The organism is Mesorhizobium sp. M0938 (assembly GCF_040319125.1).
GTDB lineage: Bacteria > Pseudomonadota > Alphaproteobacteria > Rhizobiales > Rhizobiaceae > Mesorhizobium > Mesorhizobium robiniae.
Genome location: NZ_JAMYNS010000001.1, coordinates 88513 through 108357, shown reverse-complemented (window position 1 = coordinate 108357; position 19845 = coordinate 88513). Strand labels below are relative to the sequence as shown.

Annotated in this window: 15 protein-coding genes and 1 pseudogene; 12 read left to right on the top strand and 4 right to left on the bottom strand. The window is 62.5% G+C overall.

The window, feature by feature from the left end; genetic code table 11:
- Positions 1 to 137 precede the first annotated feature (137 nt).
- Positions 138 to 1247, top strand: coding sequence for a TRAP transporter substrate-binding protein (locus tag NKH73_RS00470; protein ID WP_352926526.1), 1110 nt, complete (start codon positions 138 to 140; stop codon positions 1245 to 1247).
- Positions 1248 to 1311: 64 nt separating this feature from the next.
- Here the strand turns inward: NKH73_RS00470 and NKH73_RS00465 are convergent, their stop codons facing one another.
- The 4 genes and pseudogenes from NKH73_RS00465 to NKH73_RS00450 all read right to left on the bottom strand — a co-directional run bounded on the left by NKH73_RS00465 (position 1312) and on the right by NKH73_RS00450 (position 5851).
- A complete protein-coding gene (locus NKH73_RS00465) occupies positions 1312 to 2334 on the bottom strand; it encodes a zinc-dependent alcohol dehydrogenase family protein (RefSeq protein ID WP_352926523.1) in 1023 nt (340 codons plus the stop codon).
- Positions 2335 to 2353: 19 nt separating this feature from the next.
- Positions 2354 to 4123 carry a TRAP transporter large permease gene (locus NKH73_RS00460; protein WP_352926520.1) on the bottom strand — a complete coding sequence of 590 codons (1770 nt, stop codon included), beginning with the start codon at positions 4121 to 4123 and terminating at the stop codon, positions 2354 to 2356.
- Complete coding sequence (locus NKH73_RS00455; RefSeq protein ID WP_352926518.1) at positions 4120 to 4704, bottom strand: TRAP transporter small permease subunit; 585 nt, start codon at positions 4702 to 4704, stop codon at positions 4120 to 4122. The genes NKH73_RS00460 and NKH73_RS00455 overlap by 4 nt, the downstream gene beginning before the upstream one ends.
- Positions 4705 to 4944: 240 nt before the next feature.
- Positions 4945 to 5851, bottom strand: a pseudogene (locus tag NKH73_RS00450) (branched-chain amino acid ABC transporter permease).
- A gap of 98 nt (positions 5852 to 5949) precedes the next feature.
- Between NKH73_RS00450 and NKH73_RS00445 the strand changes: the two are divergent.
- From NKH73_RS00445 to NKH73_RS00395, 11 genes are all read left to right on the top strand, one after another.
- The gene (locus tag NKH73_RS00445) at positions 5950 to 6561 is read left to right on the top strand and encodes a CGNR zinc finger domain-containing protein (RefSeq protein ID WP_352926515.1); all 612 of its coding nucleotides are present in this window, start codon (positions 5950 to 5952) and stop codon (positions 6559 to 6561) included.
- On the top strand, positions 6554 to 7093 hold the full coding sequence (locus NKH73_RS00440) for a hypothetical protein (RefSeq protein WP_352926513.1): 540 nt from the start codon (positions 6554 to 6556) through the stop codon (positions 7091 to 7093). Before NKH73_RS00445 ends, NKH73_RS00440 begins: the two co-directional genes overlap by 8 nt.
- A 219-nt stretch (positions 7094 to 7312) precedes the next feature.
- Entirely contained in the window at positions 7313 to 10792 is a 3480-nt protein-coding gene (locus tag NKH73_RS00435) for an indolepyruvate ferredoxin oxidoreductase family protein (RefSeq protein WP_352926511.1), read from the top strand.
- 143 nt (positions 10793 to 10935) lie between these two features.
- Positions 10936 to 13248 (top strand): putative bifunctional diguanylate cyclase/phosphodiesterase, encoded by a 2313-nt coding sequence (locus tag NKH73_RS00430; protein ID WP_352926509.1) that lies wholly within the window; start codon positions 10936 to 10938, stop codon positions 13246 to 13248.
- A 217-nt stretch (positions 13249 to 13465) separates the two neighbouring features.
- Positions 13466 to 14179, top strand: a complete 714-nt coding sequence (locus NKH73_RS00425) for an N-acyl amino acid synthase FeeM domain-containing protein (protein WP_352926506.1) — start codon at positions 13466 to 13468, stop codon at positions 14177 to 14179.
- A gap of 188 nt (positions 14180 to 14367) precedes the next feature.
- Positions 14368 to 14517, top strand: a complete 150-nt coding sequence (locus NKH73_RS00420) for a DUF3096 domain-containing protein (protein WP_065006071.1) — start codon at positions 14368 to 14370, stop codon at positions 14515 to 14517.
- Positions 14518 to 14720: 203 nt separating this feature from the next.
- Positions 14721 to 14945 (top strand): aa3-type cytochrome c oxidase subunit IV, encoded by a 225-nt coding sequence (locus tag NKH73_RS00415; RefSeq protein WP_352926501.1) that lies wholly within the window; start codon positions 14721 to 14723, stop codon positions 14943 to 14945.
- An 85-nt stretch (positions 14946 to 15030) separates the two neighbouring features.
- Positions 15031 to 16314, top strand: a complete 1284-nt coding sequence (locus NKH73_RS00410) for a Re/Si-specific NAD(P)(+) transhydrogenase subunit alpha (RefSeq protein WP_352926497.1) — start codon at positions 15031 to 15033, stop codon at positions 16312 to 16314.
- Positions 16314 to 16739, top strand: coding sequence for a proton-translocating transhydrogenase family protein (locus NKH73_RS00405; RefSeq protein WP_077375054.1), 426 nt, complete (start codon positions 16314 to 16316; stop codon positions 16737 to 16739). Before NKH73_RS00410 ends, NKH73_RS00405 begins: the two co-directional genes overlap by 1 nt.
- Positions 16740 to 16745: 6 nt before the next feature.
- A complete protein-coding gene (locus NKH73_RS00400; RefSeq protein WP_352926494.1) occupies positions 16746 to 18143 on the top strand; it encodes an NAD(P)(+) transhydrogenase (Re/Si-specific) subunit beta in 1398 nt (465 codons plus the stop codon).
- 167 nt (positions 18144 to 18310) lie between these two features.
- A complete protein-coding gene (locus NKH73_RS00395) occupies positions 18311 to 19813 on the top strand; it encodes a hypothetical protein (RefSeq protein WP_352926491.1) in 1503 nt (500 codons plus the stop codon).
- Positions 19814 to 19845 lie beyond the last annotated feature (32 nt).

The window sequence follows — 19845 nt, the reverse complement described above, 5'->3', positions numbered from 1 at the left end:
CAGCGGAAATACTGCCAGCAAAAACCGGCTGCCATGCTGGACTCGACTTCTTGCCCGTGTATTGTTTGCCGCCAAGCCGATCCGGGAAACAGAGCATTTCCCGAACGTCGGTGTGTTGATCCAATAGGGAGGACTTCATGGATCGTCGATCATTCATCCGCAAGGCCGGCGCGACCGGTGTGGGCGCCGCCGCGGCTGCCGCAACGCTTGCCTCTCCGGCTATCGCTCAGTCCAATCCGAAAGTTACGTGGCGCCTTGCGTCGTCCTTCCCGAAATCCCTCGACACGATCTATGGCGGCGCCGAGGTTTTTTCCAAGATGCTATCTGATGCAACCGACGGTAATTTCCAGGTCCAGGTCTTTGCAGCCGGCGAACTGGTGCCCGGCCTGCAGGTCGCTGACGCTACCACCGCCGGCACCGTCGAGGCCTGCCATACGGTGGCATATTATTATTGGGGCAAGGACCCGACATGGGCGCTGGGCGCTGCGGTTCCGTTCTCGCTTAACGCGCGCGGCATCAATGCCTGGCATTACCACGGCGGCGGCATCGACCTGTTCAACGAGTTTCTCGCCACGCAGGGTCTTTTTGGCTTGCCGGGCGGCAATACGGGCGTGCAGATGGGCGGCTGGTTCCGCAAGGAAATCAATACGGTCGCCGATCTTTCGGGTCTCAAGATGCGCATCGGCGGCTTTGCCGGCAAAGTGGTGCAACGGCTCGGTGTCGTGCCGCAGCAGATCGCCGGCGGCGACATCTATCCGGCGCTGGAAAAAGGCACGATCGACGCTGCCGAGTGGGTTGGCCCTTATGACGACGAGAAGCTCGGCTTCTACAAGGTCGCGCCCAACTATTATTATCCCGGCTGGTGGGAAGGCGGGCCGACCGTCCATCTGATGTTCAACAAGGCGAAATACGAGGAGCTTTCGCCGGCCTACAAGGCGCTGGTGCACACCGCCGCACAGGCAGCCGACGCCAACATGCTGCAGAAATACGATTATCTGAATCCGGCAGCCGTGAAGCGGCTGGTGGCTGGGGGTGCCAAATTGCGCCCGTTCAGCCCGGAAATCATGGCGGCCTGCTTCGAAAAAGCGAACGAGGTCTATGCCGAGATGGAAGCCTCCAACGCGCCGTTCAAGAAGATCTGGGACTCGATCAAGGCCTTCCGCAAGGAGCACTATCTCTGGGCACAGGTGGCCGAATACAATTACGACACCTTCATGATGGTCCAGCAGCGCAACGGCAAGCTCTGACATCGGGTTACGGCGCCACCGCCTTCTTAGGACGCGTGGCGCCGTAACACTTGGATTTGCCGGATCAGCGCGGCACCACCAGCACCTTGACTTCACCTGGCGCTGGCGGATTGGCGATCACTGCGACCGCCTCTTCAAGCGTCACCTGCCGTGAGATGAGCTTGTCGATCTCGATCGCGCCCGCCGCGATGAGATCGGCGGCCCGGCGATGCGTAAACGGATTTAGGAACGACCCAAAAACCTTCAATTCTCGGAACAGCAGGTCGAAGGGTTCGAATTCTGCCTTCATGCCTTGAGGCGTCACGCCGACGACGACGATTGTGCCGCCGGCCCTGGCGAGCCGCATCGATTGCTCGACGGTTTCTCTAACGCCAGCACATTCGAACACCACATCGACGCCGCCCGGCAGCAGACCCGACGGGCCGACGACCGTGTCGATGATATCGCAAGCACTGGGGTCGACCGTCGCTGTTGCACCCAATTCTTTGGCGAGGGCACGTCGCGAGGCCTGGCGCGTCGACAGAATGATTGTGGTCGCACCGGCAAGCCTCGCCAGTTGCAGGGTGAGCAGGCCGATCACGCCGCCGCCAAGCACGGCGACCGAGGAGCCGGGCTTTATCCGGGCCAGGTCCACGCCATGCAAGCAGCAGCCAAGCGGCTCACAGAACGCGCCATGCGTCGGCTTGAGGTCTTTCGGAAGAAGGAAGGCCTGCTTCTGAGGCAGCACGACATAGTCGGCGAAGCCGCCGTCGCGGCGGATGCCGATGGCAACCAGGTTATGGCAGAGATTGACCCGGCCGGCATGGCAATGCGGGCAACGCCCGCAGACGATGTTGGGGTCGCCGGTGACGCGATCGCCGACCGAAAAGCCGGACACTGCAGTTCCAATCGCTTCGACGATCCCGGAGAATTCATGTCCGGGCGTCACCGGTGGCGTACAGGGGAATTCGCCGTGGTAAAGATGCCGATCGGTGCCGCAGACACCACACGCCTCGATCCGCACCAGGAGATCGTCCGGCCCGACGGTCGGTTTGCCGACCTCTCGTAGGGCAATGATGCCCACGCCCTCCAGCCGCACCGCTTTCATATCTGTTGCGTCTCCGGCATCAGTTGAAACTCGGTGGTTGGGACAGATCGGGTGCTGGCGCTGCCGGCTTGGCAGGCGGGGTTTCACCGAAATTCGGCGGCTGCGACAGATCCGGTGCAGGCGCAGTCGGCGCCGTGCCATCCGCCGGCGGTGCGCCAAGCGGCGACAGGCCCGGCGTTTCCGGCACCTGGTAATCGATCGTGCCCGGATCGACTGGCGTGCCCTTGTAGTGCATCACCATTTGCGGGAAGGCGATGGTCAACCCGATCATGATGACCTGGATGCAAACGAAGGGGACCGCGCCCCAATAGATCTGGCCGGTGGTCACCGGCGCGATCTGCTTGCCGGTGAGACGGTCGAGGTAAGGCACGCGGGCGGCGACCGAACGCAGGTAGAACAGCGCGAAGCCGAACGGTGGATGCATGAAACTGGTCTGCATGTTGACGCCGAGCAGTACGCCAAACCAGATCAGGTCGATGCCGAGCTTGTCGGCGGCCGGCGCCAAAAGCGGCACGATGATAAAGGCGAGTTCGAAGAAATCGAGGAAGAAGGCGAGCAGGAAGACGAGGATGTTGACGCCGATCAGGAAGCCGACTTCACCGCCCGGCAGCGATGTCAGGAGATGCTCGACCCAGATATGGCCGTTGACGCCGTAGAAGGTCAGCGAGAACACGCGCGCACCGATCAGGATGAACAGCACGAAGGACGACAGCCGCGTCGTCGACGCCAGCGCCTGCTTGATCACATCCAGTGACAGCCGCCCCTTCATCGCCGCCATGATCAGTGCGCCGACGGCGCCCATCGCGCCGCCCTCGGTCGGTGTGGCAATGCCGAGGAATATTGTGCCCAGCACCAGGAAGATCAGCGCCAGCGGCGGGATCAGCACGATGATCACCTGCTGCGCCAGCCGCGACATCATGTTGATCTTCAGGCGCTGGTCTGCGATCGCCACGACATAGATCAAGACCACGCCGATGGTGGCGCCGAGGATGTCGGCGTTTTGGCCCTGCGAGGGCGCGAGATAGCGATACGCCGCGTAGGAAATTACGACTGCCGCCAGCACCGCCGCCAGCAGCGACAGCACACCATGGCCGAGCGTGCGGGCTTCCAGCGGCAGGGCCGGCATCGACTTCGGCCGGACGATCGACATGATCACGATATACATCGTGTAAAGGCTGGTCAGAATCAGCCCTGGGATCAGCGCGCCCGCATACATGTCGCCAACCGAGCGGCCGAGCTGGTCCGCCAGAACGATCAGCACCAGCGAGGGCGGAATGATCTGGGCGAGCGTGCCCGATGCGGCGATGACACCGGACGCCACACGGCGGTCATAGCCGTAGCGCAGCATGATCGGCAGCGAGATCAGGCCCATCGCGATGACGGAAGCAGCCACAACACCGGTGGTTGCGGCAAGCAGCGCGCCGACGAAGATCACGGCATAGGCGAGGCCGCCGCGGATCGGCCCGAACAATTGGCCGATCGTATCGAGAAGGTCCTCGGCCATGCCCGATCGTTCGAGCACAATGCCCATGAAGGTGAAGAACGGGATGGCCAGCAGCGTGTCGTTCGACATCACCCGGCTGCCGTAGAAATTGTCCGGCAGCGCGTGCAGCAGCGGCCAGGCGAGATTGATCGAGCCACCTGAATAGGGCGACAGGAGGACGCCGATGAAGAAGAACACCAGGCCGTTGGCGGCGAGCGAAAACGCAACCGGGTAGCCGATCAGCAGGAAGATGATCAGCGAGGCGAACATGATGGGCGCCATGTTCTGGGCGATGAACTCGATCACGAGCGCACCTCTTCGGCGAGCGCTTTCGCCTCGATCTCGGCCTGTTCATGCACCGATATGAACGGAGTGGGATCGTCCATGTCGCCGCGCATGATGGCGATCTTCTTGATGATCTCGGAGATGCCCTGGAGCGCCAGCAGGAAAAAGCCGACCAGCAGGATCGCCTTTGCCGGCCAGATGATCAGCCCGCCGGAATTGTTCGACATTTCGCCGCTGCGAAACGACAGCGATACATAGGGAACGAAATAGATCACCATCAGTGTCACAAACGGCATCAGGAAGAAGAGGTGACCGAGAAGGTCGATCCAGTGCTGTACGCGACGCGAGAACATGCCGTAGACGATGTCGATGCGGATATGGTCGTTCTGCTTCAGCGTGTAGGCGGCGGCCAGCATGAAGGCGGCGCCGAACAAATACCACTGCAGTTCCAGCCAGGCGTTGGACGACATGTCGAACGTCTTGCGGATAACCGCATTGGCGGCGCTGACCAAGATTGCCAGCAGGATCAGCCACGACACCCATCTGCCGATGAATTCGTTCACACTGTCAATGGTTCTGGATAGAGCGAGAAGCCCTGCCATGCATTCCTCCCTTTACGCATCGGCCCCAAAATCGGTTTCGATTTTGGGAAAGCACGATGCGTGACTCAAATTGTCAGCGGCGGCCTGCTCCCGCTTGTTTTTCGTCGCGCCGCTGTGGCCCAACGGTATGCCGTGCGTGGCCCGGCGGGTCAACACAGGGCAAGCCGAGTAAAACAATCTTGTGGGATGAGGAAGGGGGGAAATAGCCGCCTGACCACGCGTCATGCAACCAAAGTCTAGTCAGACAATCTTGCTCTGGTCGCGGCCGGTGCCGATCAGCACCAGCATGGCGACCAGGAATAGATACATCCAGGCGTCGCGCCACTCGACCGGGAAATAGCCGGCCCACAGCGATTCGGCCATGCCGAAGGCGGCGGCACCAAGTGCTGCCCGCAACGGCGAGAGATAACCGCCCACCGCCAGTCACGAACAGGATTTTCAGCCCGTAGACCAGGCCGGAGCCGAAGCTGATGTTCCCATAATAGAGGCCGGCGAGGACACCGGCCAGCGCCGCGCAAAGGCCGCCGGCGAGCACCGCGTGCCGAAACACCGTACGCACGTCGACGCCGCACATGGCCGCGGCCTTGGGGTCGTCGGACACGGCGCGCCAGCGCCGGCCGAAGCTCGAATGGGCCAACGCCCAGGCGGCGAGCCCGATGGTTGCCGCGACGGTCGCACAGTCGAGCAACTGTATGAACGTCAGCGTGGCATTGAAATTATGCCCTCGCGCGAAAATGATGGGCTGGGCCAGCATTGGCGGCAACCACAGGTCGTGGGTGTTGGCGACAATGCGGCTTGCCTCCGACAGGAGCAGCAATATGCCCAGCGTCGTCACCACGATCGCATTGGGCGTGCGGTCGGCAAGTGGCTCGAAGATGCAGCGCGACAAGACATGGCTGATCAGCGCCGCATAAAGGAACGCCGCCAAAATGCCGAGCACAACGGCCGCGAACAGGGTCAGCCACAGGGCCTGGTAGCCGAAGGCGGCGGTGAGGATCATCGTCTGTCCGCAAAACGCGAACAGCGCGCCATAGGCGAGGTTCGTCCGGTGCAGGACGCCGTTGGTCAGCACATATCCGAAGGCGAGCAGCGCGTAGAGCGCGCCGGAATGCAGCCCGTTCAGGACCTGCTGGAAGAAATAGAGCATGCGAATTTCCTTGGATCGCGGAAAACCGCGCCCTGCGAGAAGATTTGCATCGGGAATCTAACTTGTCAAATGCGATTCATTGGTTAGAAATAGCGCTCATGACGGTTTCATGGACCCCGCACCGCTTCACCGGCGGCATGCTTGCGCTCGACACGGCGAATACGGTCGTGCTGCGGTGTGATCCTCAGAAAACCTTCGATCGGTTCAAGGATCCCGCCGAGATCGCCCGTTTTGCCGACGCGGCAAGCCGCTTTCGCGCCGCCGAGCTTGGCGGCAGGCGGCTCGAAGCGCCGTTGCCGGACAAAATCGCGCCGACCGTGCTGTCGATCCGCGAGACGACCGACCGGCTGTTTCGTGGTGCGGTGTTGAAAGGTGCGGTCGCCACAGCCGATCTGCCTGGCTTCCTTGAAGCCTGCGCCGCGGGTCTCGCGCACAGCCGCACCGAGATCGGTGCGCCGGGACGGCCGTTCGGCGATGCGGCGACGCCCATCGCTTTCGAGGCGGCACTGGCGATTTCCGCACTGTCGCTGCTGCAAGGCGGCACCATCGCAAGGCTGAGGATCTGCCCCAATTGCACCTGGCTGTTCGTCGACAGAAGCCGCAATTCCAGCCGTCTTTGGTGCGACATGGCGGTGTGCGGCAACCGCCAGAAGGCGAGCCGCCACTATCGACGACGCCGAACGACGGCCGGAGGGATAATCAATGTCTAGGAAAATTTTGCGCCTGGTCGTGGTCGGCGCCGCGCTCGTGGCGGCGGCAACGCTCGGCGCCTGCCGCGATACCGGCAAGGACGGCGAAGGCAGATTGTTCGAGATTTCCGGCAAGCTGTTCGTCTTCAATTACCGGCTCGCGAGGGCGACCTATGTCGTCACGCTGAGACCGTTGCGGCCGATGGAGGAAGGGCAGGTCGCCGTCGCCAGCTTTCAGAATCCGGCCGGCGGCGAGCCGCTGATTGTCGAACAGAAAATCTGGCCGAAGCTCGGCAAGGTGTCGCTGGAGAGCCCGGCACTTTTCTGCATCGTCAAGGACAAGCCCTATGCGATTGCGATCAGCATCAAGAATGGCAACGGTACGGTCCTCCAGAAGATCGACACCACGCTGATGTCGACGCAGGACCAATCGGTCCTGCCCGACCGGCCGCTGGTCATCGACCAGCTCTATACGCCCAACCCCGAGCTTGCCGGCCATCCTGACGGCAAGTTGCCGGGCGCACCTAAGCCCAACTGTTCGAAGGCCAGCTGACGCGTCACTGCCGGTATCGGCTGCGGCCGAAATTTTCGTGCGCTGTCGGGTCATCCGGTGCGCGACCTGATACGCTGCCAGCCCTTCACCGGATTGTTTGTTGCGCATCGCCTGGCATCTTCGATTTCGTTTGACCTGTCCGGCAAGGGGAGAAAGACTGATCCATCCAGCTCCGACGTTGGCCGCGCCTGAATGCGGTCTCCGCAGAGGAAGTGCCTGATGACGCTGCATGATGTCGCGCTCGACGACAAGTTCGACCTGGGAAAGGAGCGCATCTTCCTTTCCGGCGCGCAGGCGGTCATCCGCTTGCTTTTGATGCAGCGCGAGCGCGACCGCCGGGCTGGCCTGAACACCGCCGGCTTCATCTCCGGCTATCGCGGCTCGCCGCTCGGCGGCCTCGACATGCAACTTTGGAAGGCCAGGAAGCAGCTCGCCCAGTCGGACATCGTCTTCCAGCCAGGTCTCAACGAGGAACTCGCGGCCACGGCCTGCTGGGGGTCGCAGCAGGCGGAATTGCTGGGTGAGGGCACGCATGACGGCGTCTTTTCGGTCTGGTACGGCAAGGGACCGGGCGTCGACCGCTCCGGCGACGTCTTCCGCCATGCCAATCTCGCCGGCTCGTCTAGACATGGCGGCGTGCTTGCCTTGATGGGCGACGACCACATGGCCGAATCCTCGACCAACGCGCACGCAACCGAATTCCTGTTCGTCGACACGATGGTGCCGATCCTCAACCCGGCCGGTGTTCAGGAGATCATTGACTATGGGCTCTACGGCTTTGCCATGTCGCGCTTCGCCGGCACCTGGGCGGCGATCAAATGCGTCAAGGACAACATCGAATCGACGGCCTCGGTCGATGCCGCGCTCGAACGGCTTGAAATCGTCGTCCCGGACTTCGACATGCCGCCCGGCGGCCTCAACATTCGCAATGAGATCGACATGCTCGGCCAGGAGGAGCGGCTGCATGAATATAAGCGCGCCGCCGCTTCGGCCTTCATCCATGCCAACGGGCTGAACCGGATCGTCTATTCGGGTGGACGTGCCCCGAAGCTGGGCATCGTCACCATCGGCAAGAGCTATCTCGACGTTCGCCAGGCGCTGGAAGATATCGGCGTCGACGAGGCCGCCGCCAACCGCATCGGTATCAGGCTGTTCAAGATCGGCTGCCCTTGGCCGCTCGACCTGCACCACATCGCCGACTTCGCTCGCGGCCTCGACACCATCGTCGTCGTCGAGGAGAAACGTTCGCTGATCGAGGTGCAACTGCGCGAGAACCTTTACGGCACCGCCACGCAGCCGGTTATCGTCGGCAAGAAAGACGAGCGCGGCGATGGGCTGTTCCCGGCCAAGGGCGCGCTCGATCCCAATGACATCGCCATAGCGCTCGGCGAGAGAATCTTGCGAACCATCGGTCCGTCGGAAGAGATTGCCGCGCGGGTGGCGAAACTTCGCCAGTTCCAGGCAATGCTCGCCGACACGACGGACATCGCCTCGCGCACGCCCTTCTTCTGCTCCGGCTGCCCGCACAATTCCTCGACCAAGGTGCCCGACGGCTCGCTCGCCGCCGCCGGCATCGGCTGCCATTTCATGGCACTGTGGATGGACCGCAACACCGTCGGTTTCACCGCCATGGGCGGCGAGGGTGCGCAATGGGTCGGCCAGGCGCCGTTCTCGAAGCGCGACCATATCTTCCAGAATCTCGGCGACGGCACCTACAACCACTCTGGTGCGCTGGCGATCCGCTTTGCGCTGTCGACCGACGCCAACATCACCTACAAGATCCTCTACAACGACGCCGTCGCCATGACCGGCGGCCAGCCGCACGAGGGCGGCCTGACCGTGGACATGATCGCCAGGCAGGTGCGGGCCGAGGGCGTCGAGCGTATCGCCATCGTCACCGACGAGCCGGACAAATATGCCGGCAAGGTCGAATTCCCCGCTGGCGCCACCATCCATCACCGCGACGATCTCGACCTCGTCCAGCGCGAATTGCGCACGGTCAGGGGCACATCCGTGCTGATCTACGACCAGACCTGCGCCGCCGAAAAGCGCCGCCGCCGCAAGCGCGGCACCTTCCCCGATCCAGACAAGCGCGTCTTCATCAATGAACTGGTGTGCGAAGGCTGCGGCGACTGCGGGGTGCAGTCGAATTGCGTGTCGATCCAGCCGGTCGAGACCGAATTCGGCCGCAAGCGCAGAATCGACCAGTCGAGCTGCAACAAGGATTTCTCCTGTATCAACGGGTTCTGCCCGTCCTTCGTCACGGTGCATGGCGCAAAGATCAGGAAGGCCGAGGGTATTGCCGGCACGACCGACCCGCTCGATGGCGTACCAGCGCCCGCCGAATTCCCTCTCGGCGAACAAGGCTGGGCGGCGATCATCGACGGCGTCGGCGGCACCGGCGTTGTCACCATCGGCGCGGTGCTCGGCATGGCGGCCCATCTCGAAGACAAGGGCTGCGGCATGATTGACATGGCCGGCCTTGCCCAGAAGGGCGGCTCGGTGTTCACCCATGTCCGCATTGCGCGCCGCCCGGACGATATCCATGCCATCCGCGTTTCGGCTGGGAAGGCCGACCTCGTGCTTGGCTGCGATCTCGTCGTGTCGGGCGCCCAAAAGGTGCTCGCCGCGGTGCGCGAGGGCCATACGATCTTCCTCGCCAACACCGCCGAGATCATGCCCGGCGAGTTTACCCGTTCGGCGGATTTCTCGCTGCCTGTCGAGCGGCTGAAAAAGGCGATCCGCACTGCCGCGGGCGACGACAAGGCGCATTTCTTCGACGCCACCCGCACCGCCACCGCGCTGTTCGGTAGTTCGCTCGGCGCCAACATGTTCATGCTCGGCTTCGCCTTCCAGCATGGCGGCTTGCCGCTGTCGGCCGAGGCAGTCGAAAAGGCGATCGAGCTCAACGGCCAGGCCGTGGCGATGAACGTCTCAGCCTTCCGCTGGGGCCGCCGCGCCGCCCACCAGCCGGATTTCGTCCGCGGCCTCGTGGCCCAGCCAAGCAAGATTGCACAGACAGCCGCTGTCGCCGACACACTGGACGACATTGTCGCCCGCCGCGTCGCCTTCCTCACCGCCTATCAGAACGCTGCCTATGGCAAGCGCTATGCCGACAGGCTGGCCGCGCTGCGAAGGGCCGAAGCCAAGGCAGTGCCGGGTTCGACTGATGTGACCGAGGCTGCAGCGAGGAACCTGTTCAAGCTGATGGCGATCAAGGACGAATACGAGGTGGCGAGGCTCTACACCGACGGCTCCTTCGCCGCCGAGCTGGGCAAGCAGTTCCAGAGCTACGACAAACTCGAATTCCATCTCGCGCCGCCGGTCCTGGGCCGGCGCGGTAAGGACGGCAAGCCGAGGAAGTCGAGCTTCGGTCCCTGGATGATGAAGGGGTTCCGCCTGCTGGCAGCGATGAAAGCCTTGCGCGGCACGGTTTTCGATGTGTTCGGCTACAGCACGGAAAGACGCATGGAGCGACAGCTTCTTGCGCAGTACGAGGCCGATCTGGAGCTTATCGCCGGCGCGCTGGCGCCGGGCAAGGTCGAGGCCGCGGCAGCGCTTGCCTCGGTGCCGGCGCTCATTCGCGGCTATGGTCACGTCAGGCAAGCCAGTGCCGAAAAGGCGGCTGGCGAGCGGCAGAGGCTGCTCGATCGCCTGGGAAAGACGCCGGTGCGGTCGGAACTGCAGGCCGCCGAGTGAGCGATAGGCCCTGCTTACCGTGAAGAATGATCTCTTGCGTTACGCGGCTGAACTGGAATCGTGACAGGGCTCGAAACGGCCGCTCTAAACCTTTCTTAAGGCGAATGTGACACAGCTTGGCTCCCCAGGGTTGGGATTCAGGCGTGAATCTGAAGAGAAAAAACGAGATCCCGGTCGACGTCTATATCCCGTTCGTGGAAACTCTGTTTCGCGACGTGCTGACGCTGGCCATTGGATTCTCTGCCCAAACCCTGCTGGTGGTGCTGGTCTACTGGAAAACCAGGGATCCGACTTACCTCGCAGTGGCCGCCGGATTGCTGATCGTCGCCTTCCTGCGCCTGCGCAATATGAGGAAATACCGCCGCGCCCCACCACCGAAGAATTGGGAGGAGGCGCGCCGCCGCGAGAATGATTACATTCTCTACGGCTCCATGCACGGTTTCATGTTGGGTGCCTTCTGTTTCGCCGGCATCTACCTGGCGCATGACAACTATGCTGAAATAGCCGCCGTCTGCGTTACGCTGGCGTCCGCCACGGCGATAGCCGGCCGCAATTACGGCTCGCCGAGGATGGTCATGATCTTCATCATGACCATGACGTGGTCGATCTCGCTGGGCTTCATCCTGCGCGGCGATGTCTATCATGTCATACTCGGTCTGATGTCGGCTCCCTTCCTGTTCGCGATCAAGCGCTTTGCCGATGTGGTCAGGGAGGTGCTTTTCGCCGCTCTGTCAGAGGAAAAGAAGGCGAACCGCATCGCCCAGCGCTTCAATCGGGCGCTGAACACCATGTCGCATGGGCTTGTCATGCTCGGTCCCGACGGCCGGGTGGCGGTGGCCAATGCCGAAGCCGCGCATCTGATGTCGCTCAAATCGCCCGACGTGCTGCTCGGGCGGTCGATCCATGGTCTGCTGATGCGCGGCGTTGCCGGAGGCATGCTGGCGCCGAAGGACTGCCGCTACATCGAAGCCCAGCTGACACGCGCCCTGCGCGAAGGCCGCGACCGCAAGGTTCTCGTCTCGCTTGCCAACGGACAGCATTATGAGTTCTCGGCGCGCGAAGGCAGTCAGGAGCTGGGCGTCATCACCTTCGAGGATGTGACGGCCCGCGTCGAGGCGGAAGACAAGATCCGCTTCATGGCGCGTTACGACAACCTCACCGGTCTGCCCAACCGCGCGTACTTCCACGAGCTGATCGGAGAGGCGATGACCTCAGGCGATCTCGAGCGTCTGTGTGGGCTCGCCGTGCTCGACCTCGACGACTTCAAGAGCGTCAACGACACGCTTGGCCATCCGGTTGGCGACGGATTGATCTACGCCGTCGCCGAGCGGCTGGCGGCGGTCGCTGGACCAGGCATCACCGTCAGCCGTTTTGGCGGCGACGAGTTCATGATCTTCTTCGACCGCATCGAGGGCGAAAACCACCTGGTCAGCCAACTCGACGAGATTTTCGTCGGCCTGCAGGGCGAGGTCGACGTCGCCGGCCATGGACTGCGCATCCAGGCCAGCGGTGGCGCGGTGCTGTCGCGGGTCAAGGATACCGACGTCGACGCCATGATCGTCAAGGCGGATCTCGCGCTCTACAAGGCCAAGGAACTCGGCAAGAACACTTGGCGGCTGTTCGAGGCATCGATGGATGCCGCTTTCCGCAATCGCCAGCTGATGAAGGCGGATCTGCGCACCGCGGTGGAGAGCAAGGGGTTGCGGGTGGTCTATCAGCCGATCGTGGCGATGAGCACGATGCGCATAGACAGTTGCGAGGCGCTGTGCCGTTGGGACCACCCCGATCTCGGGCCGATTTCGCCCAGTGTCTTCATTCCACTGGCGGAAGAAATGGGCATTATTTCCGAGATCAGCACTTTTGTCCTGCTTGCGGCGTGCACCGAATGCGCCAAATGGCCCGCACAGACCAGTGTCTCGGTCAATCTCTCAGCCAAGGACTTCCGTAACCGCGACGTCGTCCAGAAGGTTAGCGATGCGCTCGCCAGTTCCGGTCTCGCCCCCGGTCGCCTGGAGATCGAGGTCACCGAGACGGCGCTGCTCGACGACAAGTCGCTGACGCGTCAATATATCGAGGAATTGAGGCGACTTGGCGTGCGCATCGCGCTCGACGATTTCGGCACCGGCTATTCGAGCCTGAGCTATCTCCACAAACTGCCGCTCGACAAGATCAAGATCGACCGTTCGTTCCTGATGGATGTCACCCAGAACAGCCGTTCGCTCGAACTGCTCAAAGGCATCGTCAATCTGTCACGGCCGCTGGGGCTCTCGGTCACCGTCGAAGGCGTCGAAACCTTCGAGCAGCTCAAGATTCTGGCGCTGGAGGTCAAGCCGGATCTCGTCCAGGGTTTTCTATTCGGTTCAGCGCTCAGCGCGTCCGGCATCGAGACCATGTCGAGCACGGTCTGGCCCTTCGCCAAGGACATCAAGACGGCCCGGAAGTCGACGCGTCGCTGATTTCTGCCGCTAGAAAATGTCGTACTTTAGTACAATTATCTCAATTATTAACCTTAATGACTGGTAAATGATCCCTATCTTGTTTTCATCTTTACATCGTACGACCCTGCCTTAGTGTCGGTTGCGGGGGTAGTTTGCGGGGTTCGAGTTCATGGTTGTTGAGTTGATTTCGCCTCGCCAGGCGGCGAGCGCGAACCGGAGTGATGCGTCTGACGCCATGTCTGGCTTTGCCAGGAATGTCTCGGCGATGCTCGAGCGCACCGAATACCGCCGATGTGACAAGGGCGAAGACCTCGAAGACATCTACAGGTTGCGCTACAAGTCCTATCGTCTGAGCGATATGGTCCCGGAAAATCTCGACCATATTGTGCATGATGAGCTCGACGAAGCGGCCAATTGCTCGAAATTCGGAATGTATATCGACGGCGTTCTAGTCAGCACGCTACGCATTCACCATGCCAGCGGCGCCACGCCGCAGTCGCCTTCCACGACGGTCTATGGTGACATATTGCACCCCATGCTGGCGTCTGGTGCACATTTTGTTGACCCCAGCCGCTTTGCCGCCGATCCGGACTGGTCGCGGGTCTATCCGCAGATTCCATATCTGACGCTACGCCTCGCTGGCATGGCATGTTTTTACTTCGACGCGCCTTATTGCCTCTCCACCATCCGCCCGGAACATGCAGGCTTCTACCGTCGCATTTACTGTTCCGAGCAGATCGGCGAGTTACGCGATTATCCGGGCCTGAATTACAAGGTCGTGCTCTACCGCGCCAACGTCAGCGCCATCCGCGAACGGTCTTTCTCACGGTTTCCGTTCTTCCGGTCGACACCGATGGAGCAGCGCATGCTGTTCGAAGCGCTTAGCGCCGGCGAACTCGCGCCGCTGACCATCCTGCCCACTGCCAAGTACTTTCGCGAAGCCGCCTGATGCATGCCGGCCAGAAGTGCGCAGCGACTTTCGGCCGGCGATAGGCATCAAAACAAAGACGCGATATGTAGCATCTTTAGAACCGGCTGGAGCTTTCCGGCCGCTTCGGCGTTCTGCCAAGCGCGCCGGTGGCGCATGAACGACGTCGACCCGCATAGGGTTGGCGGCAATTATCGAAAGGAACCGACATGACCATTTCCACGCTCGCACTCACACCGCTGATCTCGCTGATTGCCGGCGTGCTGATCCTGGTGATGCCGCGGCTCCTCAACTATATCGTTGCGCTCTATCTGATCGTCGTCGGCCTGCTTGGGCTGTTTCCGCAACTCGCCGGCTGAAAATGCCGGCTGGCGCGGGCGAGCGTTAGCCGGCAAGCAAACGCGAGGTGGCAGCCACTGGTCGCCCCTGGCGCGTCGTCCTGTGGCTGGCAGCTTCAACTTTTCTTTGACGCTGTTGTCTTCGACGATGCGGCAATAGCGCCATTGCCCTCAGCCTGGCTTTTCGCTATGTGCCTGAAAGATGTCTTCGAAGGGGTATTCCTATGGCTGATCATGCGCCGACCGGTCCTGTCGAACTGGGCGCGAAGATGGACTATGCCGAGCATGACCGCACCTATGCCGGCTTTGTCATGCTCGCCAAATACGGTTCGCTCTTTTGCGCCGCCGTGCTTCTGGCAATGGCTTTCGGCTTCTTTGCGGGCGGCTTCTTCTCGGCGTTCATCCTGTTCGTTCTGATCCTCGCCGTCGGCGCTTTCATTCTCAGGTAAGCTCTTCAAAACCCCTTGCCCGTGACATCGCCGGAGATCCGGCCGGCGTCCTGCGCAGACAGGTTCCAGCCGAAAGGATCATGCGGTGGGACAGACGGTTTTCATCCCTCGTGAGCTCGATGCGAACGAGCCGCGCGTAGCGGCCTCGCCCGACACGGTGAAGCGGCTGGCGGCGCTGGGGCTCGACGTGATCGTCGAAAGCGGCGCCGGCACGGCATCGCGCATTCCCGACGAGGAATTCGCCAAGGCCGGCGCTGTGATCGGTAAGGCCGGCGATGTCGCCAAGGCCGACGTGGTGCTGAAGGTGCGCCGGCCCAGCGAAGTGGAACTGAAGGCCTATCGTGCGGGCACTGCCGTCATCGCCATCATGGATCCCTACGGCAATGACGTCGCGGTCGCAGCACTTGCCAAAGCCGGTGTCACCGCCTTCTCGATGGAATTCATGCCGCGCATAACCCGCGCCCAGTCCATGGACGTCCTGTCCAGCCAGGCCAACCTTGCCGGCTACCAGGCGGTAATCGACGCAGCTGCCGAATATGACCGGGCGCTGCCGATGATGATGACGGCGGCCGGCACGGTACCGGCGGCGAAAGCCTTCATCATGGGCGTCGGCGTCGCCGGCCTGCAGGCAATCGCCACGGCAAGACGGCTCGGCGCCGTCGTCACAGCCACCGATGTGCGTCCCGCCGCCAAGGAACAGGTCGCCTCGCTGGGCGCAAAGTTCCTGGCGGTCGAGGACGAGGAGTTCAAGGCGGCCGAGACCGCTGGCGGCTATGCCAAGGAAATGTCGAAGGAGTATCAGGCCAAGCAGGCGGCGCTGACCGCCGAGCACATCGCCAAGCAGGACATCGTCATCACCACGGCGCTGATCCCCGGCCGCCCGGCGCCGAAGCTGGTCTCGGCGGCCATGGTCGCCTCGATGAAGCCCGGCTCGGTGATCGTCGACCTCGCGGTCGAGCGCGGCGGCAATGTCGAAGGCGCCGTGCCCGGGCAGGTGGTGACCACGGCCAACGGGGTAAAAATCGTCGGCCACCTCAACGTACCGGGTCGCGTCGCGGCATCCGCCTCGCTGCTCTATGCCAGGAACCTCTTCGCGTTCATCGAGACGCTTGTCGACAAGACCACGAAGCAGCTTTCCATCAACCGCGACGACGATCTGGTCAAGGCGACGATGCTGACCGATGGCGGCCAGGTCGTGCATCCGGCTTTCGTCAGGGTTGAGCAAGCGCCGCGTGTCGAACCGCCGGCGATCCCGGCCAAAACGATGGTCGCCGACGCTTCCGCGAAACCGGCTGCTGCAAAGAAGGCCTCGCCTAAAAAACCGGCCGAGCCCAAGTCGCCCGCATCGAAGTCGAAAGGGACCGCGTGATGGATCAGACCTTGCAGAAAGCTCTCGACCAGCTCGACCAGGCGACCGCTGCCGTACGGCTCGCGGTGCAGGATCTGGCCACCGCTCCAGGCGGCACCGATGCGGCAGCCGACGCTGCGCACGCGCTGTCCGGCGGGGCGATCGATCCCTTCGTCTTCCGTTTCGCCATTTTCGTGCTGGCGATCTTCGTCGGCTATTACGTCGTCTGGTCCGTCACGCCGGCTCTGCACACGCCGCTGATGGCCGTCACCAATGCCATTTCCTCGGTGATCGTCGTCGGCGCACTGCTTGCCGTCGGCATCTCGGCGTCCGGCATCGCCACCGGCTTCGGTTTCGTCGCGCTGATGCTGGTCTCGGTCAACATCTTCGGCGGCTTTCTCGTCACCCAGCGCATGCTGGCCATGTACAAGAAGAAGGACAAGTAGAGCGAGATGAACGCCAACTTCGCCTCCTTCCTCTACCTGGTCTCCGGCATCCTGTTCATCCTGGCATTGCGCGGCCTGTCGCACCCGACCACCAGCCGCCAGGGCAACATGTACGGCATGATCGGCATGGCCATTGCCATTGTCACCACGCTGGCGCTGGCGACCCCTTCGGCGGGAGGCTTCAGCCTCATCGTGCTCGGTCTCGCCATCGGCGGCTCGGTCGGCGCGGTCACCGCACGGCGAATCGCCATGACCTCGATGCCGCAGCTGGTCGCCGCCTTCCACTCGCTCGTCGGCCTTGCCGCGGTAATGGTGGCGGCTGCCGCCATCTATGCACCGGAGAGTTTTGGCATCGGCACGGTCGCCGACATCCACGCCCAGGCGCTGATCGAGATGAGCCTCGGCGTCGCCATCGGCGCCATCACCTTCACCGGCTCGGTCATCGCCTTCCTGAAGCTCGACGGCCGCATGTCGGGCAAGCCGATCATGCTGCCGATGCGTCATGTCGTGAACGCAGCACTCGGTATCGCGCTGGTCGTGCTCATCGTCCTGCTCGTCACCAGCGAGTCCAAGCTGGTGTTCTGGTTGATCGTGGCGGGATCGCTTGTTCTTGGCGTCCTGCTCATCATCCCCATCGGCGGCGCCGACATGCCGGTGGTCGTCTCGATGCTGAATTCCTATTCGGGCTGGGCGGCGGCAGCACTCGGTTTCACGCTCGGCAATCTGGCGCTGATCATCACCGGCGCGCTGGTCGGCTCGTCCGGTGCGATCCTGTCCTACATCATGTGCAAGGGCATGAACCGAAGCTTCATCTCGGTCATACTCGGCGGCTTTGGCGGCGAGACCTCCGCGGCTGCCGACGACGGCATCGAGCGCACGGTCAAGCAGGGTTCGGCCGACGACGCCGCCTATCTGATGATGAACGCGCAGAAGGTCATTATCGTGCCGGGCTACGGCATGGCTGTCGCCCAGGCGCAGCATGCGCTGCGCGAGATGGCCGACAAGCTCAAGGCCAACGGCGTCGACGTGAAATACGCCATCCATCCGGTGGCCGGCCGTATGCCCGGCCACATGAACGTTTTGCTCGCCGAAGCCAACGTGCCCTACGACGAAGTGTTCGAGCTGGAGGACATCAACTCCGAATTCGCGCAGGCCGACGTCGCCTATGTCATCGGCGCCAACGACGTCACCAACCCTTCCGCCCGCGACGACAAGTCGTCGCCGATCTACGGCATGCCGATCCTCGACGTCGACAAGGCGCGCACCTGCCTGTTCGTCAAGCGCTCACTCGGCTCCGGCTATGCCGGCATCGACAACACGCTGTTCTACAAGGACGGCACCATGATGCTGCTCGGCGACGCCAAGAAGATGACCGAAGAAATCGTCAAGGCCATGGATCACTGATCCGGGTTCGCGACCCGGCGCACCATTAATCACTTCAAGAAACCTGGCTCCGCGCCAGGTTTTTTCTTGGCCCTGAGCATCAGGTCACCGGCCTCCTTTGCTCTCATGCCGGATTCAGAGTTACCATGGGTAAATTCTGGACGGGATTTGCACCTACGGAGGTACCGGTGTCCGACCCTCATCCTGCTGCGTCGCCGGCCACAGCCAATACGCCGGCCCCGGGTAAAGCGGCGCGCAAGCTCAGCCAGGCTGTGGTCATCGTGCATGGCATGGGCGAACAGCGGCCCATGGGCACGTTGAGGGAATTTGTTCAGGCCGTTTGGAGCCATGACCCCGCCCGCGCGCCGTTTTATGCCCATGTCGCGGATCCCGCCGACCCCGCCGGCGAGAAGATCAACCAGAGCTGGATTACGCCCGACAGCCGGACCAACTCGCATGAGCTTCGCCGGATCACCACTCCTTACGATGTCGATGGCCGCCGCACCGATTTCTACGAGCTTTACTGGGCAGACATCACGCAAGGCACGACGCGGGGCCGGCTCGCAGCCTGGGTGACGAGCCTGCTCTGGCGCAAGCCTGCCGATATTCCGCGCGACGCCCGCGGGCTCTATGTCGTCACGCTTATGGCCGTGATCGTCATCCTGGCCGCAGCGCTCGTGCTCGTCACGTCGGCCTGGCAAGGGTATATTTCCTGGACTACGGGCACGCTCGTCACGATCCTGGCCTCGGTCATCCTCTGGTTGGTGGACCGGTTCGGCCTGCCTTATTTCGGCGATGTGGCCGCCTATGTGCGTGCTGAAGCGGCAACGGTCGAGAAGCGCGCGCTTGTCCGCGAGCGAGGCCTGACGCTGCTGAGGCGTCTGATGATGGACGATGCTTACGACCGGATCGTGCTGGTCTCGCACAGTTTGGGATCGATCATCGCCTATGACCTGCTGCAGATATTGTGGGCCGATTTCAGGCCCCGAAAGCTGGAAGCCGTTCGCGACAAGGCGAGAGTGAAAGCGATCCTCGCCGTCGACAAGACCCTGCTCAGCGCCGATATTTCTGCTTGGCCCGACAGCTTGGATGATTTTTCCGGATTCCGACGCGCCCAATGGGAGCTCTACCGGCAGCTCCGTGCCAGGGACGCCGATCATCCATTGCCCTGGAAGATCAGCGATTTCGTCACGCTCGGCAGTCCTCTGACCCACAGTGAGATTCTGGTGACCTACAACCTCACCGAATTCAGACGCGGCATCGCGGAGCGGCTGTTCTCGGCATGCCCGCCGATCGCCGAGACGACGGCCGGTGGAACCGTCCTCTACCAGGAAGGCCGCAGCCGTTCGGGCAAGCCACAGCGAGCGGTGCATCATGGCGCGGTGTTTGCCGCGACGCGTTGGACCAACATCTTCGACCGGGGCAATGGCTGGCTGACGGGCGACCCGATCTCGGGACCGATGACAGAAAATTTCGGTCCTGGCGTGGAGAACATTCAGGTCGAGCTGCGCAGTTCGCTTGGCCGCATCTTCACGCACAGGCTCTACTGGTCGCTAAAGGCCACCGGCGTCGAGATCGCCGCAGCCACCGGCAGGCCGCGCTCGCATATTGACGTGCTGCGCGACGCAGTCGACCTCGGCCGCCAACTGGAGCCAAGCCAGGCGGCGTCGACGGTTGCTGCCGGAAAATAGGGATCCCGCTCATCTTGGCGAGATGCCGGGCA